This is a genomic window from Streptomyces poriferorum (assembly GCF_019399235.1).
GTDB lineage: Bacteria > Actinomycetota > Actinomycetes > Streptomycetales > Streptomycetaceae > Streptomyces > Streptomyces poriferorum.
On the sequence record NZ_JAELVH010000124.1, the window covers coordinates 1 to 24,318 of the forward strand.

Annotated in this window: 28 protein-coding genes and 1 riboswitch; of the genes, 13 read left to right on the top strand and 15 right to left on the bottom strand. The window is 71.3% G+C overall.

Annotated elements, in window-relative coordinates; translation table 11 throughout:
- The 3 genes from JGS39_RS21535 to JGS39_RS21545 form a co-directional block, all read right to left on the bottom strand.
- On the bottom strand, positions 1-895 hold an 895-nt coding region (locus JGS39_RS21535; RefSeq protein ID WP_308120585.1), incomplete at its 3' end, for an ABC transporter permease.
- Positions 892-2,424, bottom strand: a complete 1,533-nt coding sequence (locus JGS39_RS21540; RefSeq protein ID WP_219570930.1) for a sugar ABC transporter ATP-binding protein — start codon at positions 2,422-2,424, stop codon at positions 892-894. The genes JGS39_RS21540 and JGS39_RS21535, both read right to left, overlap by 4 nt.
- Positions 2,421-3,014, bottom strand: a complete 594-nt coding sequence (locus JGS39_RS21545) for a carboxymuconolactone decarboxylase family protein (RefSeq protein WP_236063902.1) — start codon at positions 3,012-3,014, stop codon at positions 2,421-2,423. Before JGS39_RS21545 ends, JGS39_RS21540 begins: the two co-directional genes overlap by 4 nt.
- 187 nt (positions 3,015-3,201) lie before the next feature.
- On the opposite strand from JGS39_RS21545, the gene JGS39_RS21550 reads away from it, so the two are divergent.
- The 3 genes from JGS39_RS21550 (at position 3,202) to JGS39_RS21560 (ending at position 5,532) form a co-directional block, all read left to right on the top strand.
- On the top strand, positions 3,202-3,606 hold the full coding sequence (locus JGS39_RS21550) for a cupin domain-containing protein (protein WP_219570931.1): 405 nt from the start codon (positions 3,202-3,204) through the stop codon (positions 3,604-3,606).
- A 28-nt stretch (positions 3,607-3,634) separates the two neighbouring features.
- Entirely contained in the window at positions 3,635-4,618 is a 984-nt protein-coding gene (locus tag JGS39_RS21555) for a sugar ABC transporter substrate-binding protein (RefSeq protein ID WP_219570932.1), read from the top strand.
- A gap of 200 nt (positions 4,619-4,818) precedes the next feature.
- Positions 4,819-5,532: a lysophospholipid acyltransferase family protein gene (locus tag JGS39_RS21560; protein WP_219570933.1), complete on the top strand. Its 714-nt coding sequence runs from the start codon at positions 4,819-4,821 to the stop codon at positions 5,530-5,532.
- Between the two features lie 81 nt (positions 5,533-5,613).
- Here the strand turns inward: JGS39_RS21560 and JGS39_RS21565 are convergent, their stop codons facing one another.
- From JGS39_RS21565 to JGS39_RS21600, 8 genes are all read right to left on the bottom strand, one after another.
- Positions 5,614-7,191 (bottom strand): alpha/beta hydrolase, encoded by a 1,578-nt coding sequence (locus JGS39_RS21565; protein ID WP_219570934.1) that lies wholly within the window; start codon positions 7,189-7,191, stop codon positions 5,614-5,616.
- Between the two features lie 155 nt (positions 7,192-7,346).
- The gene (locus JGS39_RS21570) at positions 7,347-8,144 is read right to left on the bottom strand and encodes an urease accessory protein UreD (RefSeq protein WP_219570935.1); all 798 of its coding nucleotides are present in this window, start codon (positions 8,142-8,144) and stop codon (positions 7,347-7,349) included.
- Positions 8,141-8,818, bottom strand: a complete 678-nt coding sequence (gene ureG / locus JGS39_RS21575; protein ID WP_219570936.1) for an urease accessory protein UreG — start codon at positions 8,816-8,818, stop codon at positions 8,141-8,143. Before ureG ends, JGS39_RS21570 begins: the two co-directional genes overlap by 4 nt.
- Positions 8,819-8,867: 49 nt before the next feature.
- Positions 8,868-9,530: an urease accessory protein UreF gene (locus JGS39_RS21580; RefSeq protein ID WP_219570937.1), complete on the bottom strand. Its 663-nt coding sequence runs from the start codon at positions 9,528-9,530 to the stop codon at positions 8,868-8,870.
- Between the two features lie 13 nt (positions 9,531-9,543).
- Entirely contained in the window at positions 9,544-11,265 is a 1,722-nt protein-coding gene (locus tag JGS39_RS21585) for an urease subunit alpha (RefSeq protein ID WP_219570938.1), read from the bottom strand.
- Positions 11,258-11,569 (bottom strand): urease subunit beta, encoded by a 312-nt coding sequence (locus tag JGS39_RS21590; protein WP_219570980.1) that lies wholly within the window; start codon positions 11,567-11,569, stop codon positions 11,258-11,260. The genes JGS39_RS21585 and JGS39_RS21590 overlap by 8 nt, the downstream gene beginning before the upstream one ends.
- 13 nt (positions 11,570-11,582) lie before the next feature.
- A complete protein-coding gene (locus JGS39_RS21595; protein WP_148015252.1) occupies positions 11,583-11,885 on the bottom strand; it encodes an urease subunit gamma in 303 nt (100 codons plus the stop codon).
- Positions 11,886-12,023: 138 nt separating this feature from the next.
- Positions 12,024-12,653 (bottom strand): TetR/AcrR family transcriptional regulator, encoded by a 630-nt coding sequence (locus JGS39_RS21600; protein ID WP_219570939.1) that lies wholly within the window; start codon positions 12,651-12,653, stop codon positions 12,024-12,026.
- A gap of 110 nt (positions 12,654-12,763) precedes the next feature.
- On the opposite strand from JGS39_RS21600, the gene JGS39_RS21605 reads away from it, so the two are divergent.
- Positions 12,764-13,756: an ABC transporter permease gene (locus JGS39_RS21605; protein WP_219570940.1), complete on the top strand. Its 993-nt coding sequence runs from the start codon at positions 12,764-12,766 to the stop codon at positions 13,754-13,756.
- Positions 13,757-13,820: 64 nt separating this feature from the next.
- Here the strand turns inward: JGS39_RS21605 and JGS39_RS21610 are convergent, their stop codons facing one another.
- Positions 13,821-14,105 carry a type II toxin-antitoxin system Phd/YefM family antitoxin gene (locus JGS39_RS21610; RefSeq protein WP_219570941.1) on the bottom strand — a complete coding sequence of 95 codons (285 nt, stop codon included), beginning with the start codon at positions 14,103-14,105 and terminating at the stop codon, positions 13,821-13,823.
- Between the two features lie 98 nt (positions 14,106-14,203).
- On the opposite strand from JGS39_RS21610, the gene JGS39_RS21615 reads away from it, so the two are divergent.
- The 3 genes from JGS39_RS21615 (at position 14,204) to JGS39_RS21625 (ending at position 16,131) form a co-directional block, all read left to right on the top strand.
- Positions 14,204-14,839 carry an ATP-dependent Clp protease proteolytic subunit gene (locus JGS39_RS21615; RefSeq protein WP_219570942.1) on the top strand — a complete coding sequence of 212 codons (636 nt, stop codon included), beginning with the start codon at positions 14,204-14,206 and terminating at the stop codon, positions 14,837-14,839.
- Positions 14,840-14,846: 7 nt separating this feature from the next.
- Complete coding sequence (locus tag JGS39_RS21620; protein ID WP_219570943.1) at positions 14,847-15,155, top strand: hypothetical protein; 309 nt, start codon at positions 14,847-14,849, stop codon at positions 15,153-15,155.
- A gap of 328 nt (positions 15,156-15,483) precedes the next feature.
- Positions 15,484-15,654: riboswitch (cyclic di-AMP (ydaO/yuaA leader) on the top strand.
- Positions 15,655-15,657: 3 nt separating this feature from the next.
- A complete protein-coding gene (locus JGS39_RS21625) occupies positions 15,658-16,131 on the top strand; it encodes a C40 family peptidase (RefSeq protein ID WP_219570944.1) in 474 nt (157 codons plus the stop codon).
- Positions 16,132-16,159: 28 nt separating this feature from the next.
- Here the strand turns inward: JGS39_RS21625 and JGS39_RS21630 are convergent, their stop codons facing one another.
- Positions 16,160-16,807, bottom strand: coding sequence for a LysE family translocator (locus JGS39_RS21630; protein WP_219570945.1), 648 nt, complete (start codon positions 16,805-16,807; stop codon positions 16,160-16,162).
- A gap of 72 nt (positions 16,808-16,879) precedes the next feature.
- Between JGS39_RS21630 and JGS39_RS21635 the strand changes: the two genes are divergently transcribed.
- A complete protein-coding gene (locus tag JGS39_RS21635) occupies positions 16,880-17,797 on the top strand; it encodes a LysR family transcriptional regulator (RefSeq protein WP_219570946.1) in 918 nt (305 codons plus the stop codon).
- Positions 17,798-17,819: 22 nt separating this feature from the next.
- Here the strand turns inward: JGS39_RS21635 and JGS39_RS21640 are convergent, their stop codons facing one another.
- Positions 17,820-18,251 carry an ATP-binding protein gene (locus JGS39_RS21640; RefSeq protein WP_219570947.1) on the bottom strand — a complete coding sequence of 144 codons (432 nt, stop codon included), beginning with the start codon at positions 18,249-18,251 and terminating at the stop codon, positions 17,820-17,822.
- 209 nt (positions 18,252-18,460) lie between these two features.
- Here JGS39_RS21640 and JGS39_RS21645 point away from each other — a divergent pair, with 209 nt between their 5' ends.
- Together JGS39_RS21645 and JGS39_RS21650 are read left to right on the top strand one after the other, a co-directional pair.
- The gene (locus JGS39_RS21645) at positions 18,461-19,321 is read left to right on the top strand and encodes a helix-turn-helix domain-containing protein (RefSeq protein WP_219570948.1); all 861 of its coding nucleotides are present in this window, start codon (positions 18,461-18,463) and stop codon (positions 19,319-19,321) included.
- Between the two features lie 24 nt (positions 19,322-19,345).
- Positions 19,346-19,552 (top strand): DUF397 domain-containing protein, encoded by a 207-nt coding sequence (locus tag JGS39_RS21650; RefSeq protein ID WP_219570949.1) that lies wholly within the window; start codon positions 19,346-19,348, stop codon positions 19,550-19,552.
- 169 nt (positions 19,553-19,721) lie between these two features.
- On the opposite strand, the gene JGS39_RS21655 is transcribed toward JGS39_RS21650, so the two are convergent.
- Entirely contained in the window at positions 19,722-20,864 is a 1,143-nt protein-coding gene (locus JGS39_RS21655; RefSeq protein ID WP_219570950.1) for an 8-amino-7-oxononanoate synthase, read from the bottom strand.
- 143 nt (positions 20,865-21,007) lie between these two features.
- Between JGS39_RS21655 and bioB the strand changes: the two genes are divergently transcribed.
- From bioB to bioD, 3 genes are read left to right on the top strand one after another with little or no spacing between them, the layout of a single operon-like run.
- Positions 21,008-22,195, top strand: coding sequence for a biotin synthase BioB (bioB, locus tag JGS39_RS21660; protein WP_219570951.1), 1,188 nt, complete (start codon positions 21,008-21,010; stop codon positions 22,193-22,195).
- Positions 22,188-23,492, top strand: coding sequence for an adenosylmethionine--8-amino-7-oxononanoate transaminase (locus JGS39_RS21665; RefSeq protein WP_219570952.1), 1,305 nt, complete (start codon positions 22,188-22,190; stop codon positions 23,490-23,492). The genes bioB and JGS39_RS21665 overlap by 8 nt, the downstream gene beginning before the upstream one ends.
- A gap of 1 nt (position 23,493) precedes the next feature.
- On the top strand, positions 23,494-24,183 hold the full coding sequence (bioD, locus tag JGS39_RS21670; protein WP_219570953.1) for a dethiobiotin synthase: 690 nt from the start codon (positions 23,494-23,496) through the stop codon (positions 24,181-24,183).
- The last annotated feature ends 135 nt before the right edge of the window (positions 24,184-24,318 follow it).

The following is a 24,318-nucleotide window of genomic DNA, read 5'->3' on the forward strand; positions in this document are numbered from 1 at the left end:
GGGCGCCAGCGCACCCAACACCGGAGGCCCCCAGCTCCAGCGCACCGCCGTGGCCGCCGTGGTCATCGGGGGCACGCTGCTGGCCGGCGGCCACGGCGGTGAGCTGGAGCTGGAGGCCTCCGGTGTTGGGTGCGCTGGCGCCCAGGCGCGAGAGAAGCATCAGGCCGGCCAGTCCGGACAGCCCGCCGGCCAGTGCGTAGAGGGCGAGCTTGCGGGCGGGCACGTTGATGCCGCTCAGCCGGGCGACGTGTTCGTTGCCGCCCATCGCGAAGGCGTCGCGGCCGAAGGTGGTGAACCGCATCGCCAGGCCGACGGCCACCAGAACCACGACGGCCACGATCAGCAGCCAGGGGATGCCCAGGAGCTTGGAGTTGCCGAGCGCGGACATCCTGTCGCCGATGGAGATGCTCATGCCGTTCAGGACGAGCAGGGCGACACCGTCGAGGAGCATGGCCGTCGCCAGGGTGGCGACGAACGGCGCCACCCTGGTGAAGGTCACGACCATGCCGTTCACCAGGCCGATCAGGGTGGCCAGCAGCAGGGTGGCGATCACGGTGACGGTCGTGGACTGTCCATGGGAGAGCAGTTGCGCGGCCACCGCGGTGGTCACGGCGGCGTTGCTGCCCATGGAGAAGTCCATGCCGCCCGCCGTCATCAGCAGGGTGAGACCGCCCGCGATGACGGCGGTCACGCTGATCTGGCGGAGGATGTTGAGGAGGTTCTGCGAGGTGGTGAAGGAGTCGGCCCGCAGAGCGGTGAAGACGATCATCAGGATCAGCACGGCGATCAGTCCGCCGTGGGGTATCCGGCCCAGCGAGCTGAGCGACGGGCGGGGCCGGGCGGTGGCCGGCGCGGTCGCCCGGTCAGGGGCGACGGAGGGGGATTTCAGGCTCACTGCGGCGCTCCTCCGAGGGCGGTGGCGACGAGTTCGTCGCGGGTGATGGCGGTGGTGTCGTACTCCGCGACGGTGCGCCCCGCCCGGACCACGAGGATCCGGTCGGCCAGGCGCATCGCCTCCTCCGCGGACGAGGAGGCGAGCAGAACCGCTACTCCCCGCGCGGCGAGGGCGTCGATGAGGGTGTGGATGTCCGCCACGGCGGCGACGTCCACACCGTTGGTCGGGTCTTCGAGGAAGCAGGCCGTGGGGGCCGTCTCCAGCCACTTGGCCAGCAGGACCTTCTGCTGGTTGCCGCCGGACAGGCTGCCGACCGGCGGGTCACCGCCGAGCGTCACGACGCCGTAGTCCTTGCGGCGGGCCGCGGAGCGCCGGGCCAGCTCTCCCCGTCGGTGCAGCCTCCTTCGGTGGAACCGGTCGTCGGCCAGCATGAGGTTCTCGTCCACGGACAGTCCCGGGACGAGTCCCAGGGCCCGGCGGTCCCCGGTGACGCATCGCAGCCCGCTCCCGAGAGAGGCCGGCACCCGCCCCATCGGAACTGGCGTGGCGTCCACGTGCAGCTCCCCGCTCAGCGGACGCCGCCGTCCGGAGAGCAGGTCGAACAGGTACGACTGGGCGTCCCCGGCGGGACCGAGCACGGCGACGACCTCGCCCTTGCGGACCTGAGCGGTGAAGTCGCGGATGGACCGTCCGTGCGTGAGACCACGGATCGCCAGTCCGATCTCGTCGGCGGGTGCGGGCCGCTCCGGCCGGTGCGACACCACGTCCCGGCCGGCCATCGCGCGTACGAGCTCCCCCGCGTCGAACCCCTCGGCCGGTGCGCTGCGCACCACACGTCCGTCGCGCAGCACCGTCACCCGGTCCGCGAGGCCCAGTACCTCGTCGATGTAGTGCGAGATGTAGACGACGGCGACGCCTTCGTCGCGCAGTCTGCGGACCAGAGTCCTGATCCGGCCGGCGGCCTCCGCGCCGAGGCATGCGGTCGGCTCGTCGAGGATGAGCACGCGTCCGCCGCGCCGGACCTCCCGGGCGACCTCGACCATCGTCTGCTCTGCGACGGTGAGTTCGCCCGCGGTACGCCGTACGTCGATCTCGATTCCCAGACCCGCGAGAGCCTCCCGGGCCCGGGAGAGCATCTGGGGCCGGCTCACGAAGCCGCCGCGTCGGGGCAGGTCGCCGAGCATGATGTTCTCGGCCACGCTCAGGCCCATGACCAGCTCGCGGCGCTGTGGAACGAAGGCGATGCCGAGGTGGCGGGCCTTGCGCACCGTGAGACCGGAGCGGTCGTGCCCGTCGACGCCGATGCTGCCGCCGTCCGCCTGGTGCACTCCGGAGAGGACCTGGACGAGTGTCGACTTGCCGGCACCGTTCATGCCCATGAGGGCGTGGATCTCCCCCGGATACAGGTCCAGGTCGACGTCCTTGAGCGCCGCGACCCCGCCGAAGCCCTTGGTGACCCCGCGGACCCGGACCAGGGGTGCGGAGCGGTCGGCGCCGTGCCCGGTGCCCGTTTCGGTCCGCCCGGTCACGGCCGGTGCCCGTCTCCGTCGCGGGCGACCCGCTCGAAGCCGCGGATGTCCGGGAAGGGGGGCTCGCGGTCGGCCTGGAGGTCTACCTGGAAGGCGTTGAGACACATGCCGAGCATGGTGAAGTTGCCGAGCGCCCCGATGGTGTCGACCAGTCCCTGCGAACCGAAGTGCTCGTGGGCCCGGGCGAAGGTCTCGTCGGACACGAAGTGGTCCTGGAGGATCTCCCGGCAGAACTCGTAGAACGCCTGGTCCGGCTCGTTCCCGAAGACCGGCCGGCGCTGTTCGGCGATCGCCCGGACCGCCTCCTCGGGCACCCCGGCCTCTATCGCGGTGCGCACGTGCGCGTTCCAGGAGTACTGGGCGTCCCAGTTGCGGGCGGCGAGCAGCAGGGTGAGTTCGCGCAGATGCTCGGGAAGGCTGCAGTCGAAACGGGCGAAGGCGCCGAGTGACTCGGCGCGCTCGCACATCTGCGGGCTGTGCAGCCAGACCCGGAACGGCCCCCGTACCGCACCGCGGCGGGCCGTGATGCGCTCGGCCAGCTCCTTCTGGGGCGGAGTCATTTCGTGTTCGGTGAGTACGGGGAGCCTCATGTCGGCGATCCGCCTTTGCCTCGGGCACGGTCCGGTTCCGCCGTGCAATGGTGGCCGACCGTACCCCCGTATCCGGCAACCACATCCCTCCTGACGTGCAAGGTAAAACTGCATGCCGGAGGGCATCACATCCCGGTTCCTGGCCCTAGCCTCGTTCGGCGCAGCCCTGCCGAAAGGAACCTCTCCCATGTCCACCGTCATCAAGGTCGCCGATGTCCCCCTGCTCGACCGTGGCGGCGCCGTCGTCACCACGCCCCTGATCACCACGGTCTCCGCCCGTGGTGAGAACCGGATCACCAGCGGGATCAGCGTCTACCCGGTCGGCTCCGGGGCGCCTCTGCACTCGCACAACTGCGATGAGCACGTCACGGTCCTGGACGGTGACGCCGAGGTGGTCATCGACGGCGAGGTGACCCGACTGGAGCGGTACGACACCACGTACGTCCCCGCGCCCGTCCCGCACCTGTTCCGGAACGTCGGTGACACGCCGTTGCGGATTCTGTGGGTCTACAGCTCGGGACATGTGACCCGGACGTTCACCGGTACCGGGGTGACGGTGGAACACCTCTCGCCGCAGGACCAGATGGGCTGAACAGCCCCACGAAAGGCGGTACTCCCCCGTGTCCCTCCCCTCTGACAGACCGAACGAGCCGGTCGGACCCGGCAGACGCCGCAGATGCCGGAGATCCCTCACCGCATCGGCCGTCGGCGCGGCACTCGTGCTGAGCGGATGCGGTGACAGCTCGGACGCGGACGACCACGCCGTCCGGCTCGGTTTCGTCAACGGCGCCCACACCGACTTCCACACCTGTCTCCAGGGCGCCGTCGAGCTCGCCGCCGAGAACGAGGGCGTCAAGCTCTTCACCGCGAACTCGCAGCAGGAGGCGTCGAAGGAACTGGCCAACATCGGGAAGATGACGTCCTGGAAGGTGGACGCGCTGATCGTTCAGCCCGTGGACATCGGTGCCCTGCCGGCCGACATCTCCCGGGCCCGGAGCGCCGACACGCCCGTATTCCTGACCTCGGTGGTGCCGGAGGACACCTCGGACATCCTCGGGGCGGTCGTCGTGGACCTCGAAGAGGCGGGGCGGCTGGACGCCGGGTGGATCGGCAGGGACGCGAACGGGAAGCGGTCCGAGATCGGTGTCGTCGCCGGCGCGCCGGGCGCCGCCTCCGATCTGCTGGTCGCCGGTTTCGCCGCGGCGCTGCCCGGCAACGCCGAGATCGTGGCGAGCCGGCCCGGCATGTTCGACCCGGCGGTGGCACGGGACGCCGCAGCCGCCATGATCCGGGAACACCCGGGACTGGACTATGCCTTCGTCGCCAACGAGGAGATGGCCTTCGCGGTCCGCGAGGCCTTCGACGCGGCCGGGGCGAAGGGGGTCCGGATCGTGACGGTGAACGGCACCGACAAGGGCCTGGCGGCGATCAGGGCCGGGAAGCTGTCCGCCACGGTCACCAACTCCCCTCTGGTGAACGGGACCATGGCCGTCAGGAACGTCCTGGCGCTGCTCGCCGGGAAGGAAGCGGACCGGATCGACTCCGTGCCCCTGGTCCTCGTCACGAAGAACAACCTGGACCAGGCACCGCAGTACTGCCCCTGAGCCACGACGGTCCCGGACAGGGCGCCCCCGCCGCGTACCATCGGGGATCCAGGTCCGATCCGACGCGGACGACATCACCCCGGCCCGCTCGCGGACGGTTACAGGACGCGCCGCCCGGCCCTAGGCTGTGCACGTCAAGACATCCGCTGACCTGGGAGAACTCAGCCCCGGAGCCGATCCGGCAGAGCTTGGAGCCGCCTGTGTTCTATTACGTGCTCAAGTACGTCGTCCTGGGGCCGCTGTTGCGGTTGTTCTTCCGCCCCGTCATCAAGGGGATGGAGCACATTCCGGCGGACGGCGCGGCGATCATCGCCGGCAACCATCTGTCCTTCTCCGACCACTTCCTGATGCCCGCCATCATCAAGCGGCGGATCACCTTCCTCGCCAAGGCCGAATACTTCACCGGCCCCGGTGTGAAGGGCCGGCTGACCGCCGCGTTCTTCCACAGCATCGGTCAGATCCCCGTGGACCGGTCGGGGAAGGACGCGGGGCAGGCGGCGATCCGGGAGGGGCTCGGGGTACTGGGCAGGGGTGAGCTGCTGGGCATCTACCCGGAGGGCACCCGTTCGCACGACGGCCGGCTGTACAAGGGCAAGGTGGGCGTCGCGGTGATGGCCATCCGGGCGCAGGTGCCGGTGGTGCCGTGCGCGATGGTCGGCACCTTCGAGATCCAGCCGCCCGGAAAGGTCGTGCCGCGCATCAAGCAGGTCACCATCCGCTTCGGCGAACCCCTGGACTTCTCCCGCTATGCCGGTCTGGAGAACGAGAAGGCCGCCATCCGGGCGGTCACCGACGAGATCATGTACGCGATCCTCGGTCTGTCGGGTCAGGAGTACGTCGACGAGTACGCGGCCAAGGTGAAGGCCGCCGAACAGGCGGACAGTGCGGAGAAGCCGCCGAAGCGGAAGCGCTGACGGGCGGGATCGCGACGCACGCGGGGACGGGCCGCCGGTGACATACCGGCGGCCCGTCCCGTCATCCGGATGTTCCGGGTGCTACGGCTTCGGCGTGGCGTGCGGGGCGCACGTCACGTCGCGCCGGTCGGTCTTCCCGGTGAGCAGGTAGCTGTCCACCCGCTCGTTGATGCAGGAATTGACCAGCCCGGTGACGCCGTGCGAGCCGGCGCCCTCCTCGGTGATGAGCCGCGAACCCCTGAAGCGCTTGTGCAGTTCGACGGCGCCCTCGTAGGGAGTGGCGGCGTCACGCGTGGACTGCACGATCAGCACCGGCGGCAGTCCCTTGCCGGTGCGGACGTCCAGCGGGGTCTGCTGCTTGGCCCGCCAGGTCGCGCAAGGCAGGTTCATCCAGGCGTTGGCCCAGGTCATGAACGGGTGGTCCTTGTGCAGCCGGGTGTTGTCGCGGTCCCACGTCCGCCAGTCGGTGGGCCACTTGGCGTCCGCGCACTCGACCGCGGTGTACACGGCGTTGCTGTTCTCGGACCGGATGTTGCCCGCCGTGTCCGACAGGTCGGGGGCGGCGGCGTCGATCAGCGCCTGGGTGTCGCCGGCCCGGTAGGCGCTCCAGGTCCGGGCGGTGGGTGCCCAGGCGGAGTCGTAGTACGGGGCGCTCTGGAAGAAGCCGATGAGCTCGGCGGGGCCGAGGACGCCACCGATTGGGCTCTTCTTCGCGGCTGCGCGCAGCTTCAGCCACTCCTGCTCGACCTTCTGCGGCGTCGTGCCGATGTGGAAGGTGGCGTCGTTCGCGGCGACCCAGGCCTTCCAGTCGTCCCAGCGCTTCTGGAAGGCGATGTCCTGGTTGAGGTTCGCCTGGTACCAGATGTTGTCCTTCGCCGGGTTGACGACGCTGTCGACAACCATGCGGCGGACATGGGACGGGAAGAGGGTGCCGTAGACCGCGCCCAGGTAGGTGCCGTAGGAGACGCCCAGGTAGTTGAGCTTCTTCTCACCGAGCGCGGCGCGGATCACGTCCAGGTCGCGTGCGGTGTTGGGGGTGGTCATGTGCGGCAGCATCTCGCCGCTGCGTTCGGCGCAGCCGTCCGCGTACTCGGCGGCGAGCTTGCGCTGGGCACGCTTGTCGGCCTCGGAGTCGGGCACCGGGTCGGCCTTGGGTGCCTTGACGAACTCCTGCGGGTCGATGCACGAGATCGGCGCCGAGTGGCCGACGCCGCGAGGATCGAAGCCGACGAAGTCGTAGGCCTTGGCCGTGTTCAGCCAGAGTGGGCTCTTCGTGGCGATCCGCTTGGGGAACGCCATGCCCGAGCCGCCGGGCCCGCCCGGGTTGTAGATCAGGGCGCCCTGGCGTTCGCTGCTGGTTCCGGTGCTGACGTGCCGGTCGACGGCTATCTTGATCTGCTTGCCGTCGGGCCGCGCGTAGTCGAGCGGGACGGTGACCCATCCGCACTGGATCGGCGCGGCGATGGCCCAGTCGGCCGGGCAGTCCGCCCAGTCGATGCCGGCCCTGGCCGCGCGTGCCGCGGCCAGCTGGACGCCGCGCGCCTCGGAGCCGTTGTGGTGGCGGCCGTCGGCGGTGGCAGCCGGTGCCGCTATCGCGCCCGCTATGAGCGTGCCCGCGATCAGAGCACCGGCTGAGCCGAACGCTGCTGTGCGTCTCAAGTGGAACCTCCCCCATGGTGAAGCGCCTTCGGGTGCGGCGCAGTTCAGTAGGAACCTCCCGCGGATCCTGTCGCCTGTGAGCCACCTGGGAACAGATCGCACACGCACTTCTTTACCGAATCGATAACCGGACACCGGAGTCCTGCCAGCGGTGTTCAGCCATGCGCGGCGGCCGGTGCGCGGCCGCGCGCGGCGGCCGCGAGTTCCTCCGCCGCCCGGTCCAGCACGGCGCGCAACTCCCGCGCGTCGGCGGCGAGTACGGAAACGAGGACGGCGGGTCCTGCCAGCCGGGTGAGCACGGCGGTGGCGCCCAGCAGCCGGGCGTCCGGGCCCCGGTCATCGAAGGCCGGGTCCACGACCAGCAGTTGTCCGGCCGCTCGGTACCCGCCGAGCACGGCCGGGCCGTCCCAGCCGCCGGGTGCGGCGGGCCCGTAAGCCAGTTGCTGGTCGAGGAGCGGTCGTCCGGCGCGGTGGACGGTGAGTCTGCTCAGGAGCGTTCCGGTGGTCTCGCCGTGCCGGCCCAGGATCTGTTCCTCGCGCAGCACCAGTCGTGCGGTGGTGGCTAGTTCGGCCACGGTGGTCATGTGGAGTTCGCTGCCGTGCGCCGAGATCAGCTGCTCGGGGAGCCAGTGCAGCTCGGCGCCCTCCTCAGCCTTCAGCGTGATGGCGTAGTGGGCCGCCGCCGCTTCGGGGCCGGGCCCGGGGAGGGCGACCGTGGCCGCCGCCGAGTCGACGGTGAGCCGGGCGCCCTGCCCGGCCCGCACCTGGACGGCGAGCCGGTCGCCACCGAGCGGGGCGCTCATCGCGCCCACCACGGTCACGCGTGCGACCCCGGGAACGACGGCTCTCGTCCGGCGCAGGGCGAGCGGCCCGTCGCTCTCCAGGACGGGGAGCGTGGTGGCGCCGCGGGCGTCGCGCACGGCGGTGATCCGGGCGGTGGCGCGGACGCTCACGAGGTCCAGGAGGCGAGCTGCCCCCGCACCCAGTCCGCGACGGGGCCGACGCCTTCGCCCGAGGTGAGCGAGGTGAAGGCGACGGGCAGTTCGCCGCGCTGCTGTGCGGCGTCACGGGCCATCCGGCCGAGGTCGGAACCGACGTAGGGTGCCAGATCGGTCTTGTTGATCACCAGCAGGTCGGACGTGGTGACGCCGGGACCGCCCTTGCGGGGGATGTCGTCGCCGCCGGCGACGTCGATGATGAAGATCTGGGCGTCCACGAGCCCTTTGGAGAAGGTGGCCGTGAGGTTGTCACCACCGGATTCCACAAGGATGAGGTCGAGCGGCCCCACGGTGTCCTCCAGGTCCTCGACGGCTTCGAGGTTGGCGGATATGTCGTCGCGGATGGCGGTGTGCGGGCAGGCGCCGGTCTCGACGGCCTGGATCCGCTCGGGCGGCAGCACGGCGTTGCGCAGCAGGAACGCCGCGTCCTCACGCGTGTAGATGTCGTTGGTGACGACGGCCAGGGACAGCTGGTCGCGCAGGGCCCGGCAGAGCGCTGCGACGGTCGCGGTCTTGCCGGATCCGACGGGTCCGCCGAGGCCGATCCGCAGGGCCCGCCTGGTCCCGTCGGGGCGTGCGGCGTCCGCGCCGAGGGCGGCCGGGCCGGAGTGGGCGTGATCGAGGTGCATGGTGCGGCTCCTGTGCTGTTCGGGCGGTGTACGTCTCGGTGCTGCGAGGTCACGAGGCGAAGAGCCGGACGGGGCGTGCGGCGTGGGCCTCGGCGGCGATGTCGAGCAACGGGGCGGAGAAGGCGGGCAGTTCACCGATGGGTCCGCGTGCGGCAGCGGCGGCCAGCTCGGCGACGTGGTCGAGCTCGGGGGCGAGCCGGGCCAGTACGGCGGTGGCGTCGAAGGGGTTGAGGGAGAGCAGCCGGACGACGGCGGTGGCCGGTCCGCCGACCGTCTCGTACGCGGCGCAGTGTGCGGCGTCCTCGGGTGCGAGCCCCGCCGAGCGTGCGGTGAGGCCGAGCACGACCGGCTGGTGGCCGCCGCGCGGCCGGGCCAGCGCGAACGCGTCGAGCTCCTCGCCCGGCCAGGTCGCGCGGGCGGCCCGCATCAGCTGCCGGCCGAGCTTGCGGGCGACCGCCCGCAGCGCCGGTGAGGGCGTACGGGCGTCGGCGGCCTCGTCCAGGGCCAGCGGGTCGTGGCCGTGGGCGGCCGCCGCGGCGAGCGCCGCGGCGGTGAGCCCGGTCGTGTGCAGACGGCCCCGGCAGAATGCGGCGAGGTCGTCGGCATTGCGGATGCGTCCTGCCACAACGGCCGCCTCGGCCCCGCCGGAGTGGGCGTGGCCACCTGCGGGGAAGCGGCCGTCGGACAGGACGAGGAGGGCGGCACGGCTCATCCCTGATCCGTTCTCAGAAGAGGAAATAGCGCTGGGCCATGGGGAGTTCGGTCGCGGGGGCGGGTTCGACCGGTTCGCCGTCGATCGTCACGGCGAAGCTGTCCGGGTCGACGTCGACCCGGGGCAGCGCGTCGTTCTCCCGCATGTCCGCCTTGGTCACGCCCCGGGTACTGGTGATCGGCACGAACCGCTTTCCCAGTCCGAGCCGCTCCGGCAGCCCGTCCTCGATCGCCGCTGCCGCGACGAAGTTGAAGGAGTTGCCGGCCGGGGCCCTGCCGACCGCACCGAACATCGGGCGCGGCAGGACGGGTTGCGGGGTGGGGATGGAGGCGTTGGCGTCGCCCATCTGCGCGTACGCGATCTGGCCGCCCTTGATGACGAGCTGCGGTTTGACCCCGAAGAAGGCGGGTTCCCACAGGACCAGATCCGCGAGCTTGCCGGTCTCCACGGAGCCGATCTCCCGGTCGAGGCCCTGCGCCACTGCCGGATTGATGGTGTATTTGGCGACATAGCGACGGACCCGGCGGTTGTCGGCGCGTCCGTCGCCGGGCAGTGCGCCTCGCCGCTTCTTCATCACGTGGGCGGTCTGCCAGGTACGCAGCACGACCTCCCCGATGCGGCCCATGGCCTGGGAGTCGGAGGAGATGATCGAGATGGCGCCGAGGTCGTGCAGGATGTCCTCGGCCGCGATGGTCGAGGGCCGGATCCGCGACTCGGCGAAGGCCAGGTCCTCCGGCACGGCAGCGTTTAGGTGGTGACAGACCATCAGCATGTCGAGGTGTTCCTCGATGGTGTTGACGGTGTGCGGCCGGGTCGGATTGGTCGAGCTGGGCAGGACGTACGGCTCCGAGACGACGCTGATGATGTCGGGAGCGTGCCCGCCGCCCGCACCCTCGGTATGGTACGAGTGGATGGTCCGCCCGGCGATGGCGGCCAGAGTGTCTGCGACGAATCCGGCCTCGTTGAGGGTGTCGGTGTGAATGGCGAGCTGCGCCCCGGTCTCCTCGCAGACACCCAGGCAGGCGTCGATGACCGCGGGCGTCGCACCCCAGTCCTCGTGAATCTTGAACCCGAGTGCGCCTGCCCGCAGTTGGGAGTGCATGGCGGCACGGGACATCGTGTTGCCCTTGCCGAGCAGGCCGATGTTGACGGGGTACGCCTCCAGCGCCTCGAACATCCTGGCCAGGTGCCAGGGACCCGGGGTGATGGTGGTGGCCTTGGTGCCCTCGGCCGGGCCGGTGCCGCCGCCGACCAGGGTGGTGATGCCGCTGGAGAGGGCCTCGTCGACGAGGGTCGGCGAGATGAAGTGCACATGTGCGTCGATGGCGCCGGCGGTGAGGAACTTCCCGTTGCCCGCGATGATTTCGGTTTCGGGGCCGATGACGAGGTCCGGATGGACGCCGTCCATCGTGTCCGGGTTTCCGGCCTTGCCGATTCCGGTGATCCGCCCGTCGCGGATACCGATGTCCGCCTTGACCACGCCCCAGTGGTCGATGACGACGGCGCCGGTGATCACGGTGTCCGGCGCTCCTTCGGCGCGGGTGGTGCGCGCCTGCCCCATGGACTCCCTGATGACCTTGCCGCCGCCGAACACCGCCTCGTCGCCGGCGAGTCCGGGCCCGCCGCAGCGGTCCTCCTCGATCTCCACGAGCAGATCGGTGTCGGCCAGACGGATCCGGTCGCCGGTGGTGGGGCCGAACAGGTCGGCGTACACGGCACGGTGGAGTTCAGGCATCGAGCGGGCCTCCGGTCTCGCCGCGCAGGCCCGGGACGATACGCCGCCCGGCCAACGGGACGAGTTCGATGTCGACAGGGACGCCCGGCTCGAAGCGAACGGCCGTTCCCGCGGCGATGTTCAGCCGCAGTCCGCGCGCGGCCGCACGGTCGAACTCGAGGCCGGGATTGGCCTCGGCGAAGTGGTAGTGCGACCCCACCTGAACCGGCCGGTCGGCCGCGTTGAGGACGGTGAGGCGGCTGACGGGCCGGCCCGCGTTGAGCGGCACGGCATCCTCCGCGTACAGAATCTCTCCCGGAATCATCGGCGGCGGCCCGTCAGACGATCGGTTCATGGACGGTGACGAGCTTGGTGCCGTCCGGGAACGTCGCCTCGACCTGCACATCGTGGATCATCTCGGCTATGCCGTCCATGACGTCGTCGCGGGTGAGCACCTTGCGTCCGGACGCCATGAGTTCGGCGACCGTACGGCCGTCGCGCGCCCCCTCCATCAGATGGGAGGTGATGAGGGCGACGGCCTCGGGGTGATTGAGCCGCAGCCCTCGCGCGCGGCGCTTCTCGGCCACGTCGGCGGCCACATGTATGAGCAGGCGTTCCTGCTCGTGCGGGGTCAGTTGCACGCGTCCACCTCACAGTTGTCCGCCCAGTACCGGCCCTGGGCGCAGCGAGACACTAGCGATCTTCAACAGTCCGTTGAAGATCGAACCGGTGTCGCACGGCGAGGTATTGCACGTTAGAGCCGAAGTTTTTCCGGCGCGTTAACTGGCCCTTTGCAGATCCATGGACATCAGCCCGCGCAGGCCGTTCTCGAGGACCTCGGGTCCCGCGTCGCCGAACATCGCGAGTTGGGCGATGAGACCCTGGGCGGTGGCGATCAGCGTGCGGGCGATGTGCTCGTCCGGCACCCCGGCAGCGAGCATCCCGCTCGCGCGGTACTCACCGACCAGTTCCGCCCAGGAGACCCGCAGACCCTCGTACGCCTCACCGAGCGTGGCCGCCAGCCGCTCGCTGCGCAGCGTCTCGGCCCACACCTGGACGATCAGCCCGGCGTACGCCCTCGGGTCCAGCCCTCCCCTCCGCGTGGCGTCGTCGCCGAACAGGGTGCGCACCACGCGGCCGATCAGCACGTCAGGGGTGGGCGGAGGACTGACCCGGGCGGCGCGCTCGAACGCCTGCCGGACCCCGCCGACCGCCTCGCCGGCGATGGCGGCGATCAGGTCCTCCTTGCCGCCGAAGTAGCGGTAGACCGCACCGGCCGACAGCCCGACCTCCTTGAACACGTCCTGCATCGAGGTGGCGTGGAACCCGTCGCGGGCGAAACACCGCGCCGCCCCGTCGAGGATCTGCCGGCGGCGGGCGTCGAGGTGCTCCTGGGATACACGGGCCATGAGGCCAATCTAAAACGAACGTTCCTTCTTGACAAGAGTGCCACCCGGCACGACAGTGACGTCATCACGTAAAACGAACGATCATTCTCTTTGGATTCGAGGTTCCCGTCATGCCCGCTGCCCCGAACCGCCGTTTGGTGGCGGTCGTTCTCCTGGTCCCCGTCGTGGTGGCGCTCGCCCTCTGGGCCTTCGCCTGGCCCGCCGCCCGCATGGCTCCCCGCGATCTCCCCGTCGGCGTCGCCGGCGCCGCACCGGCCGCCGGCCGGCTGGCGCAGCAGCTCGAACAGCGCGACGGCGCCTTCGAGATCCACCGTTACGACTCCGAGGCCGCCGCCCGCACCGCGATCGAGGACCGCTCCGTATACGGCGCGGTCGTCGTCACCCCGAAGGGCCCCGAGCTGCTGACGGCATCCGCCGCCGGCCCCGTGGTCGCCCAGCTGCTGCGCGAAGCGGTGGCCGCGTCCGGGGCTGCGGGCACCGCGGTGCCGGTCACGGACGTGGTGGCGGCACCGGCCGCCGATCCGCGAGGCAGCGTGCTCGGCGCCAGCATCCTGCCCCTGGCGATCGCGGGCGTGGCCGCCGGTTCGGCAGTGACGCTGCTGCGGCTGCGCGGCGGACGGGCGGTCACGGCGCTGCTCGGCGTGGCCGCCCTGGTGGGGATCGTCGCCGCCGCGCTCACCGACAGCTGGCTCGGAGTCATCACCGGTGACTGGTGGAGCGAGGCGGGGACGCTCGGCCTCACGGTGCTCGCCATCGGCGCGACGGTGGCGGGGCTCGCCGCCCTGGTCGGACCGGCAGGTGTCGGCCTGGGGTCGCTGCTCATGGTGCTCGTGGGCAATCCGTTCTCGGGCGTCACCGGCGCGCCGGAACTGCTCCCCCGGCCGGTCGGGGCGATCGGCCAGTGGCTGCCCCCGGGCGCGGGCGGCTCGCTGCTGCGCTCGGTCGCGTTCTTCGACGGACGGGCGGCCGGCGGCCCGGCACTGATCCTGGCCCTGTGGGCCGCGCTCGGACTCACCGCAGTGATCGTCGGCGGCCGCCGACGGCTCCCGCCGCCGGACGCGCCCGAGGCCACGCCGTCACGACAGCCCGCACTCGCGGGCTGAGAGGTCGGCCGTGGAGGCCGTGCATCCCCCGCCGGCGGGGGATGCACGGCCTTCCTGCGTTCCGTCAGTTGCCCGGCCCCTGCTGACCCCGGTGTTCGGCGGCGATCCCGAAGCGGTGCCGTTCGCCCGGAGCGGACGCGGAGGAGCCGATCGAGGAGACCGAACTGATCACCTGCTCCCGCTCCGCCGCCTCCTCCTTCTCAAGTCGCTCCAGGTCAGCGGCCGATACGAGCGCCACCAGGGGCTTGCCATGCCGCGTCACGACCACGCGCTCGCCGCCGTAGACGACTCGGTTGATCAGTTCGGCGAGGTCGGCTCGGGCTTGCGTCACCGGAATCTCATAGACCATGCTCCCATCATAACCTTCTGTACGTCCTGTACATTTTTTACAGAAGAGGTGCACGGGCGCCTTCCCGGCCCCGCGCGCCCCGGAGGAGAGGCCCCGCCATGCACCGCCCCGCCGCCCGCCACGTACTGCCCGAGTTCACCGAGCGCACGTCCCAGGGGACGCGCACGCTCGACCCGTACTCCAAACTCCTCGCCGAACGGGTCGTGTTCCTCGGCACGCCCGTCGACGACACTGCGGCCACAGATCTGGTCGCCCAGTTCATGTATCTGGAGCACGACGCTCCCGACCGGCCCATCTCGCTCTACATCAACTCCCCCGGCGGCTCGTTCGGTGCCATGACCGCCATCTACGACACGATGGCGTTCCTCGCCTGCGAGGTGGAGACCTTCTGCCTCGGCCAGGCGGGAGCCGGCGCGGCCGTGCTGCTCGCAGCGGGCGCACCGGGCAAACGCCACGCACTGCCGGGTGCCCGCGTGGTGGTACAGCAGCCCGAACTCTCCGAGCCGGTACAGGGGCAGCCGTCCGACCTGGAGATCGAGGCGCGGGAACTGGCCCGGATGCGCGACACGCTGACCGGCATGCTGGCCCGTCACACCGGCCGCCCCGCCGAGCAGATCGCCGCCGACACCGAGCGCGATCTGATCCTCGACGCCGAGGGCGCCAAGGACTACGGGCTGGTCGACCACATCGTGCGACGACGCGGGCCGTCGCTGCCCGTGCACCCCGTGAGGTGAATCCGCGATGCAGCCGCCGGAGTTCACACCCCTGCCCGCCCTGACCCGCGCGGAGGGCGAGTTCATCGACCGCTATCTGCAAGTCCTCGACCAGGTGGGCCGGATCAATCCGGCCCACGGTGGCGACACCTACGGCGCCCTGCGTGCCGCCCAGGCGCTGGTCTCGTACGCGGCCGCGCTGCGGAACGCGCTCACGTTGATGCACGAGCGGGGCGAAGACCGGATCCACGAGGTCACGTTGACCCGGGCGCTGCGCGTCCTCGACGGCGAAAGGCGCTCCCGGCGGGTCACCTTGCCGCCCGCCCCACCGAGTTGATCAGCCCGACGGGCCGACACGCCCGACGCGTGGACCGGATTTCCTCGCTCGTTCGGCGTAGACGCTACTTCGCACGAGGGACAACTCAATTTGCGTTTTCGAAGTGGACGATGGGTGAAATCTCCCGTTCCGTGGCTGGTACGGCACCGGTCGGCGGGAATCCGCGGTTTGCCGCAACTTCACCTGTCCACCCGAACGGATCATTGGTGATGAGCCTCACATATAGCTGTTTCACCTCGGAAATCCGGCACTCGGTGAGTCAAGATCCCTGGGACGACAAGCCCCCGCCACCGCGGCGGGGCGGTCCGGGCGGACGCCGAGTCCTGCCGCCGCCCGGATGCCTGGTCGACAGGAGTGGATCGGCAGGAGTGGAGGACCCAGCACAACGGGCCGACCGGACTTCCGGTCGTCCCTAGGGGTGAAGCCGCATCTGCGGCCGGGCGACTTCGCCGGCCCGAACCCGACAGGTCATCCTTCACAGGCGGCTGACGAAGGGTTGCGCATGACTGCGCAGGTTCATGTCCCGTCTCTGCTTGCCCGGGCCGGTACGGCCTCGGTGATGACTCTCGCCGCCGTCGGCGGCACGCTGTTCGTTCCCGGCGCCGTGACCGACGCCCAGGCCGCCACCCATTCGGTGAAGGCCCTCACCATCGCCGCGTCGAAGAAGGGGGCGCCCTACCGGTGGGGCGCCACCGGGCCCAGCCGATTCGACTGTTCCGGGCTGACGCTCTACTCGTTCAAGAAGGCCGGGAAGAAGCTCCCGCGCACGGCCCAGCAGCAGTACAACAAGACCCGCCACATCTCGTCGTCCAAGCGGCAACGCGGCGATCTGGTCTTCTTCCACTCCGGCCGCAGCATCTACCACGTGGGCATCTACGCGGGCAGCGGCAAGATCTGGCACTCGCCCAAGACGGGAGCCGTGGTCCGCCTGGAGAAGATCTGGACGAAGAGCGTCTACTACGGACGCGTCCGTTGAGGCCCCTCCCCCGGCCCGTTCTCCCGCGTCAGTGCAGCAGCGGGCCCGTCACCAGGGCCAGCCCCAGTGCGGTGAGTGCGGCGCCGCTGCCGCCCTCGATCGCCCGGGCGGTGCGCGGCCGCCGTAGCCACCGCCCGAGGCGGTCCACCAGGAGCGCCACGACCGGGAACCAGATCAGCGCCAGCACCACGACGATCGCGGCGAGCAGCAGCGTCCTGGGCAGCGGCGCGGCTCCGGCCGGCACGAACTGCGGCAGCAGGCTGAGGAAGAGCACGGGAGCCTTGGGGTTCAGCGCATTGGTCAGGAATCCCTGACGCAGTGCGCGGCCCGCTCCCATGCCCGCCCGGCCGCCGTCCGCCTCGTCCGGCCCGGGCTCCGCATCCTGCCCGGCGCCGCGCCGGGCCGCGTACAGGGCTCCGAGCCCCAGATAGAGCACGTAGGCGCCGCCCAGGAGCTGGATGATCCGGAACAGCACGGGCACCGCCACCAGCACGGCGGCCAGACCGGCGACGGCGAGCGCGGTGTGGACGAGGAGGCCCCCGGCGACCCCGAGCGCGGTCGCCACTCCTGCTGTGCGCGAGGCGAGGGCGTTCCGTACGACGACGGTGAAGTCCGCGCCGGGCAGCGCGACCATGGCGGTGGCGACCCCGACGAAAGCGGTCAGTTGTGCGTCCATGGGTCCACCCTGGACCGCTGGAGCCTTTAGCGTGTACTTGCAATCTTCTGGGTCTGCCAAAAGGAACGCTTAATGTACGACCCGACACGGCTCGCGGCGCTGGTGGCGGTCGCCGAGGCCGGTTCGATCACCCGGGCCGCCGCACGCCTGGGCTACACCGCTCCGGCGCTCTCCCAGCAGCTCGCCAAGCTGGAGCGGGAGGCGGGGGCGGCGCTGCTGGTGCGCCATCACCGGGGTGCCCGGCTGACCGCGGCGGGCGAGCTGCTCGCCGGACGCGCCCGGCGGGTCCTCGACGAGATGGAGCAGGCCCGTCACGAACTGGCCCGCCTCGCCGGACTCTCGGGCGGGCGACTGCGGGTCGGCACCTTCACCACCGCGGGCATCCATCTGCTGCCCCCGGTGCTGAGCGCGTTCCGCCGGGCCCACCCGGACGTGGAACTGGCCGTCACCGACTACGAGCCGCCGGACGGGGTGGCCGCGGTGGCGGCGGGCGAGGTGGATCTGGCGCTGACCCATGACTACGAGCCCGGACCCGTGGCGCCGCCGCCCTCGGGTGTCCTGGCCGAGCCGGTCCTGATCGAGGAACTGGTCCTGATCACGGCCGTCGGCCAGGTCCTGGCGGACGGCAGCGGGCGGCTCCCGGTGACGGAGCTGGCGGGCCGGCCCCTGATCAGCAGCGCGCCCACGCACCCGCCGCGCCGCGGGGTGGAGAGCGCGCTCGCCGCGGCGGGGGCGCTGCCTGCGGTGGTCTGCGAGTCGCCCGGCTACGCGCTGGTGTGCGCCCTGGTCAGTGCGGGCATCGGGATGGCCGTGGTGCCGGAGATGGTCGCCGCCATGTCGCCGACGCCACTGTCCGTACGGCGGCTGGAGCCGGCCTCGTTCCGCCGGACGATCTCGGTGGTGCATCGCGGGGACCGTGCGAGCCCGGCGGCGGCGACGCTCCAGGCGCTGCTGCGGAACGGATTCGGCCGGGCAGCGGCGCCCGGGTGACCGGGGCGCGGGACGGAGCGGTTCAGTGCTGGACGGGCAGGTGCCACGGCAGCGCGATCCAGACGGTCTTCCCGCCGTCCGGGGTGGGCGTGACGGTCAGCCGGCCACCGTACTCCTTGGCCAGCGAGCGGATGATCACCATGCCGCGGCCGTTGTCCTGCTGCACGGCCGCCGGCAGCCGCTGGGGCCACCGGGGGTGACTGTCCGTCACCCCGAGGCGCAGCTGCTCCTCACGCTCCAGCCGGAGGTCCACGGTGAAGGTGGGTGACTGTCCGAACGTGTGCTGGACCGCGTTGGTCGCGAGTTCCGAGATGATGAGCCGGACGGTCTCGCCCGTGTCCGTGCCGTCGGGCAGTCCCCATTCGGCCAGTACCCGGGCCACATAGCGCCGGGCCGCGGAGACCGAGACCGGCTCGCTCGGCAGGGTGACACGTGCTTCCTGATGGTCTGCCATGGCGAGCCGTCCCTTTCCCACCCGGAAGCGACCCCGCGATCGATGGTCCGGGTTGTGCTTCGCGCCAGATTGCCACTGATGCTGCCCGCTGTAACGACGATCCACCAAGATATGCATATATCTGTCGCTCAAAGCGGTGAACTCTGCCCCGGATGCGCCGTAAGGGCGCCACACTGTCCGCTCGGCAGGGAGTGGGAGGGAGGCACCACATGCAGCACGGCCCTGCGGTGCGACGCCGCAAGCTCGGGGAGGAGCTGCGGAGTCTGCGCCATGCGTCGGGACTCACGAGCCGGGACGCGGCTCGGCTGCTCGGCTGGCACCAGTCGAAGGTCAGCCGGATCGAGACCGGCGTGAGTGGAGTACGGCCCGGTGACGTGACCCGGCTGCTCGACACCTACGGCACCGACGACCCGAAGTTGCGCGAGGTCCTGGAGGCGCTGGCGGGTTCGGCGGGCGGTGGGGGCGCGGGGTGGTGGCACGCCTACCGCGGTCTCATCCCGCCGCAGTACCGCGACTTCATCAGTCTCGAATCACAGGCGCGCACCGCCCGCACCCTGGAGACGTCGGTGGTGCCGGGCCTGTTGCAGACAGCCGGCTACGCCCGTGCGGTGACCCGGGCCTCGCTCGACGGACTGCCCACCGGACAGCTGGACTCCCTGGTGGAAGTGCGGCTGGCGCGGCAGGGGGTCCTGCGGAGCGACCCTCCGCTGCGGCTGAGCGCGGTACTGGACGAGGCGGTGCTGCGGCGGGAGGTCGGCGGCCGCCGGGTGATGCGTGAGCAGTTGCGCCATCTCAGCAGGGTGGCCCAACTACCGCATGTGCAACTTCAGTTGCTGCCGTTCTCGGTCGGTGGCTATGTGGGCCTCACCGGACCTTTCGTTATCTTCTCTTTTCCGACCACTTCTGATCTGGACGTGGTCGTTCTCGACCACTTGACGAGTAGCCTCTACCTGGAGCGGAAAGAAGACCTCGAGGCGTACAGCTCGGCCTTCCGCACACTGCAGGCACACGCGCTGTCGCCGGAGCACTCGTTGGATCTGATCGCCGCGATCGACCGCGACGGTCAGTGAACCCGGACTGCCCGAGGGAGCGTCATGTCGGATTGCCTCGCACAGCACGCGTTACGGTGGCGGCGCAGCAGCCGCAGCACGGGAATGAACAACTGCGTGGAGGCCGCGCCGTTCTGTGGCCGGCGGCTGGCCGTGCGCGACTCCAAGGACCGTTCCAGGCCGCCTCTGCAGTTCTCCGCGACGGCCTGGACGTCCTTCGTCACCGCCCTGAACGGCGACTCCGTCCGCTGAGCCCGCGGCCGGACGCCGCGGACCGGCGGATCCCCGCGGATGAGCCCGGCACCACGGGCCGGCGGATTCCCGACGGACTCCTACGGATCAGCCGGGCGCCACGGACCGGCGGATTGCCGCGAATTCCTACGGATCAGCCAGGCGCCGCGGCCGGCGGATTGCCGGTGGATCAGCCGGCCGGGGCGGTCCGCCGTACGATCGCCACCGCGTCGGCGATCTGCTCGTCCGTCAGATCGGCGCGCGCGGTCAGCCGAAGCCGGGAGACCCCGTCCGGTACGGACGGCGGCCGGAAGCACCCCACCGCGATGCCGGCGGCACGGCAGTCGGCCGCCCAGCGGACGGCGGCCTCCGCCGAGGGCGCGCGTACCGATACCACCGCCGCGTCGGGCCTGACCGCAGTCAGACCGGCTGCGGTCAGCTGCCGGTACAGCGCGGTGGCGACGGTACGGGCCCTGGCCGCGCGTGCCGGTTCGCGGCGCAGCAGCCGCAGGCTGCCGAGCGCGGCACCGACGGCGGCCGGGGCGAGCCCGGTGTCGAAGATGAAGGTACGGGCGGTGTTGACCAGGTGGTCGATCACCCGGGCCGGGCCGAGGACCGCCCCGCCCTGGCTGCCCAGGGACTTGGAGAGGGTGAGCGTGGTGACGACGCCGTCGCCGCCCGCCAGGCCGGCCGCGGCGGGGGCGCCCCTGCCGCCGTCCCCGAGTACTCCCAGGCCGTGCGCGTCGTCGATGAGCAGCGCGGCGTTCTCCGCGCGGCAGGCGGCGGCCAGTTCGGCCAGGGGTGCGGCGTCGCCGTCGACCGAGAAGACGGAGTCGGTGACCGCCAGGGACCTGCCCGGGTGCGCGCGCAGGGTCTTGCGCACGGCCTCCGGGTCGGCGTGCGGCACGACGGCGGTCTCGGCCCGCGAGAGCCGGCAGCCGTCGACGATCGAGGCGTGGTTGCCCGCGTCCGACACGATCAGCGAGCCCCGGCCGGTCAGGGCGGTGAGCGCCGCGAGGTTGGCGGCGTAGCCCGAGGACAGGACCAGGGCTGCCTCGAAACCACAGAAATCGGCCAGTTCGCGTTCGAGCTCGGCGTGCAGTGCGGTGGAACCCGTGACCAGCCTGGAGCCGGTGGCCCCGCCGCCCCAGCGGCGTGCCGCGTCGGCCGCCGCGGCGGTCACCTCCGGATGCCGGGTGAGGCCGAGGTAGTCGTTGCTCGCGAGGTCCAGCAGTTCCGGTTCGGCGGGCCGCGGCCGGAGCGTCCGGACGAGTCCGGCGTCCGCGCGGCGGCGCGCCTCCTCGTCGATCCAGTCGAACGGGGCGAAGGACATGGGTCGGTCCCTTTTGTAGGCAGCTCACAGACCCTAACCGGGGGCGCAGCCGGGCATGGTGTGGCAATGCACACACCCTCTTCCGGCTCTGTTGTCCGGTTCCTCCTTGGCTCGGAGCGGTGCCGTGCGTCAGGATCATCGCCATGGACCTCCTGAACACGCTGGTGGACAAGGGGCTGCGGCGCGAGCTGCCGACCCGTGAAGAAGCGCTCGCCGTACTGGCGACCCCGGACGACGAACTGCTCGACGTGGTGGCCGCGGCCGGAAAGGTGCGCCGTCAGTGGTTCGGACGGCGGGTGAAGCTGAACTATCTGGTCAATCTCAAGTCCGGGCTCTGCCCCGAGGACTGCTCGTACTGCTCCCAGCGGCTGGGATCCAAGGCCGAGATCCTGAAGTACACCTGGCTCAAGCCGGACGAGGCGTCGAAGGCGGCGGCGGCGGGAGTCGCCGGTGGCGCCAAGCGCGTCTGCCTGGTCGCGAGCGGCCGGGGGCCGACCGACCGGGACGTCGACCGGGTGTCGCAGACCATCGAGGCGATCAAGGAGCAGAACGAGGGCGTCGAGGTGTGCGCGTGCCTCGGCCTGCTCTCCGACGGCCAGGCCGACCGGCTGCGGTCGGCGGGCGCCGACGCCTACAACCACAACCTCAACACGTCCGAGGGGACGTACGGGGAGATCACGACCACCCACACCTACGCCGACCGGGTGGAGACGGTCCACCAGGCGCAGGCCGCCGGTCTCTCCGCCTGTTCCGGGCTGATCGCCGGCATGGGAGAGAGCGACGCCGACCTGGTCGACGTGGTCTTCGCCCTGCGTGAGCTGGACCCGGACTCGGTGCCCGTCAACTTCCTGATCCCCTTCGAGGGCACTCCGCTCGCCAAGGAATGGAACCTGACGCCGCAGCGCTGTCTGCGCATCCTGGCCATGGTCCGGTTCGTCTGCCCGGACGTGGAGGTGCGGCTGGCGGGCGGTCGTGAGGTGCATCTGCGTTCGATGCAGCCGCTGGCCCTGCATCTCGTCAACTCGATCTTCCTGGGCGACTATCTGACCAGCGAGGGACAGGCGGGACAGACCGACCTCGACATGATCGCGGACGCCGGTTTCGAGGTCGAGGGTGCGGGTACGACGACGCTGCCCGGCCACCGGGTGGACGCGGGCGGTGGCTGCGGTTCCCACGTTGGCGGGTGTGCGCCCTGCGGCGACGGGCCGGAGGCGGAGACCGCTCCCGCGGAACCTGTCCTCGCGGAAGCCGACGGGGACCGGGCGGCGCGCACGGACCTGGTGACGGTCCGCCGTCGCGGCGCCGGTACGGATCTCGCCCCCAATGCCTGAGCCGCTCTCTCCCGCCGGGCTCCGGGCGCTGGACCGGGCCCATGTCTGGCATCCCTACGGCCCCATGCCGGGCCGACAGGAGCCGCTGGTCGTGGAGTCCGCGTCCGGCGTACGGCTCCGGCTGGCCGAACCGGCTCATGGGCAGCACGAGTTGGTCGACGGGATGTCGTCGTGGTGGTCGGCTGTGCACGGATACAACCACCCGGTGCTGAACGAGGCGGCACGCGACCAGCTGGACCGGATGAGTCATGTGATGTTCGGCGGGCTCACCCACGAGCCCGCCGTGCGGCTGGCCGCCAGGCTGGTCGAGATCACCCCGGAACCGTTGCAGCACGTCTTCCTCGCCGACTCCGGCTCGGTGTCGGTCGAGGTGGCCGTGAAGATGTGCCTCCAGTACTGGCGTTCCGCCGGGCGGCCGGCCAAGCAGCGTCTGCTGACCTGGCGGGGCGGATACCACGGGGACACCTGGCAGCCGATGTCGGTGTGCGACCCCGAGGGCGGCATGCACGAGCTGTGGTCGGGAGCGCTGCCCCGGCAGGTCTTCGCGGACGAGCCGCCGGCCGGTTTCGACGCGGAGCCGGACGCCGCGTACGCGACGCATCTGCGCGAGCTGATCGCACACCACGCCGACGAGCTCGCCGCGGTGATCGTGGAGCCCGTGGTGCAGGGTGCGGGCGGCATGCGCTTCCACTCCCCCGCGTACCTGCGCGTCCTGCGCGAGGCCTGCGACGCACACGGCGTGCTGCTGGTGTTCGACGAGATCGCCACGGGCTTCGGACGCACGGGCAGGCTGTTCGCAGCCGAGCACGCCGGGGTCTCGCCCGATGTGATGTGTGTGGGCAAGGCTCTGACCGGCGGATACCTGACGATGGCGGCGACGCTGTGCACGACCGCGGTGGCCGAGGGCATCTCGCGCGGCGAGGTGCCTGTGCTCGCCCACGGGCCGACGTTCATGGGTAATCCGCTCGCCTCCGCGGTGGCCTGCGCCTCGATCGAGCTGTTGCTCGGCCAGGACTGGGAGCAGGAGGTCAAACGGATCGGGGCCGGTCTTCGGGACGGCCTGGCGCCGGCCGGGGAACTGCCCGGGGTCCGCGAGGTGCGGGTTCTGGGCGCGATCGGCGTCGTCCAGCTCGATCACGAGGTGGACATGGAGTCCGCGACCCGGGCGGCGGTGCGCGAGGGCGTCTGGCTGCGGCCGTTCCGCGACCTCGTCTACACGATGCCGCCGTACGTCACCGGTGACGAAGACGTGGCGCGGATCTGCCGCGCCGTGTGCGCTGCGGCGCGGGAGGGCTGAGATGAGCGTTCTGGTGGTGACCGGCACGGGCACCGAGATCGGCAAGACGATCGTGACCGCGGCTGTCGCGGCGGCCGCCGCGGGCCGCCGCGTGGCCGTGCTCAAGCCGGCCCAGACGGGCCTGGAACCGGGTGAGCCGGGTGACGCCGCCGAGGTGGCGCGCCTGGCGGGCCGTCATGTGACGGCGGTCGAACTGGCCCGTTTCCCCGAACCGTTGGCGCCGGCGACCGCTGCCCGCCGGGCCGGAATGGCACCGGTCCGCCCGTACGAGATCGCCGAGGCCGCGGAGAAGCTGGCGACGGAGCACGATCTGGTGCTGGTGGAGGGTGCGGGCGGCCTGCTCGTACGGTTCGACGACGACGGCGCGACCCTGGCGGACGCGGCACGGCTGCTGGCGGCACCGGTCCTGGTGGTGGCACCTGCCGGGCTCGGCACACTCAACTCCACGGCGCTGACCTCGGAGGCGCTCCGGGCCCGCGGGCTGGACTGTGCCGGGGTGGTGGTCGGCAGCATGCCCGCCGAGCCGGACCTGGCGGAGCGGTGCAACCTGTCGGACCTTCCGGTGGCGGCGGGTGCCCCGCTGCTGGGTGTGGTTCCGGCGGGCGCGGGATCTCTCGCCCCGGCGGACTTCCGTGCCCGCGCCGGGAGTTGGCTGGCCGCCCGGCTGGGCGGGAGCCGACCGCAGGACTGAACGGCGTACGGCACAGGACGGGGTGCGCCTCAGGGGGCAGAATCGAAGGAACCGAACCTTTCCGGCCGAGCGGGCCCGCGGGGCATCACCCGTCACCCGGCCCGCGCGGGCCGGCCCCCGTCGAGGAGGTCCGTC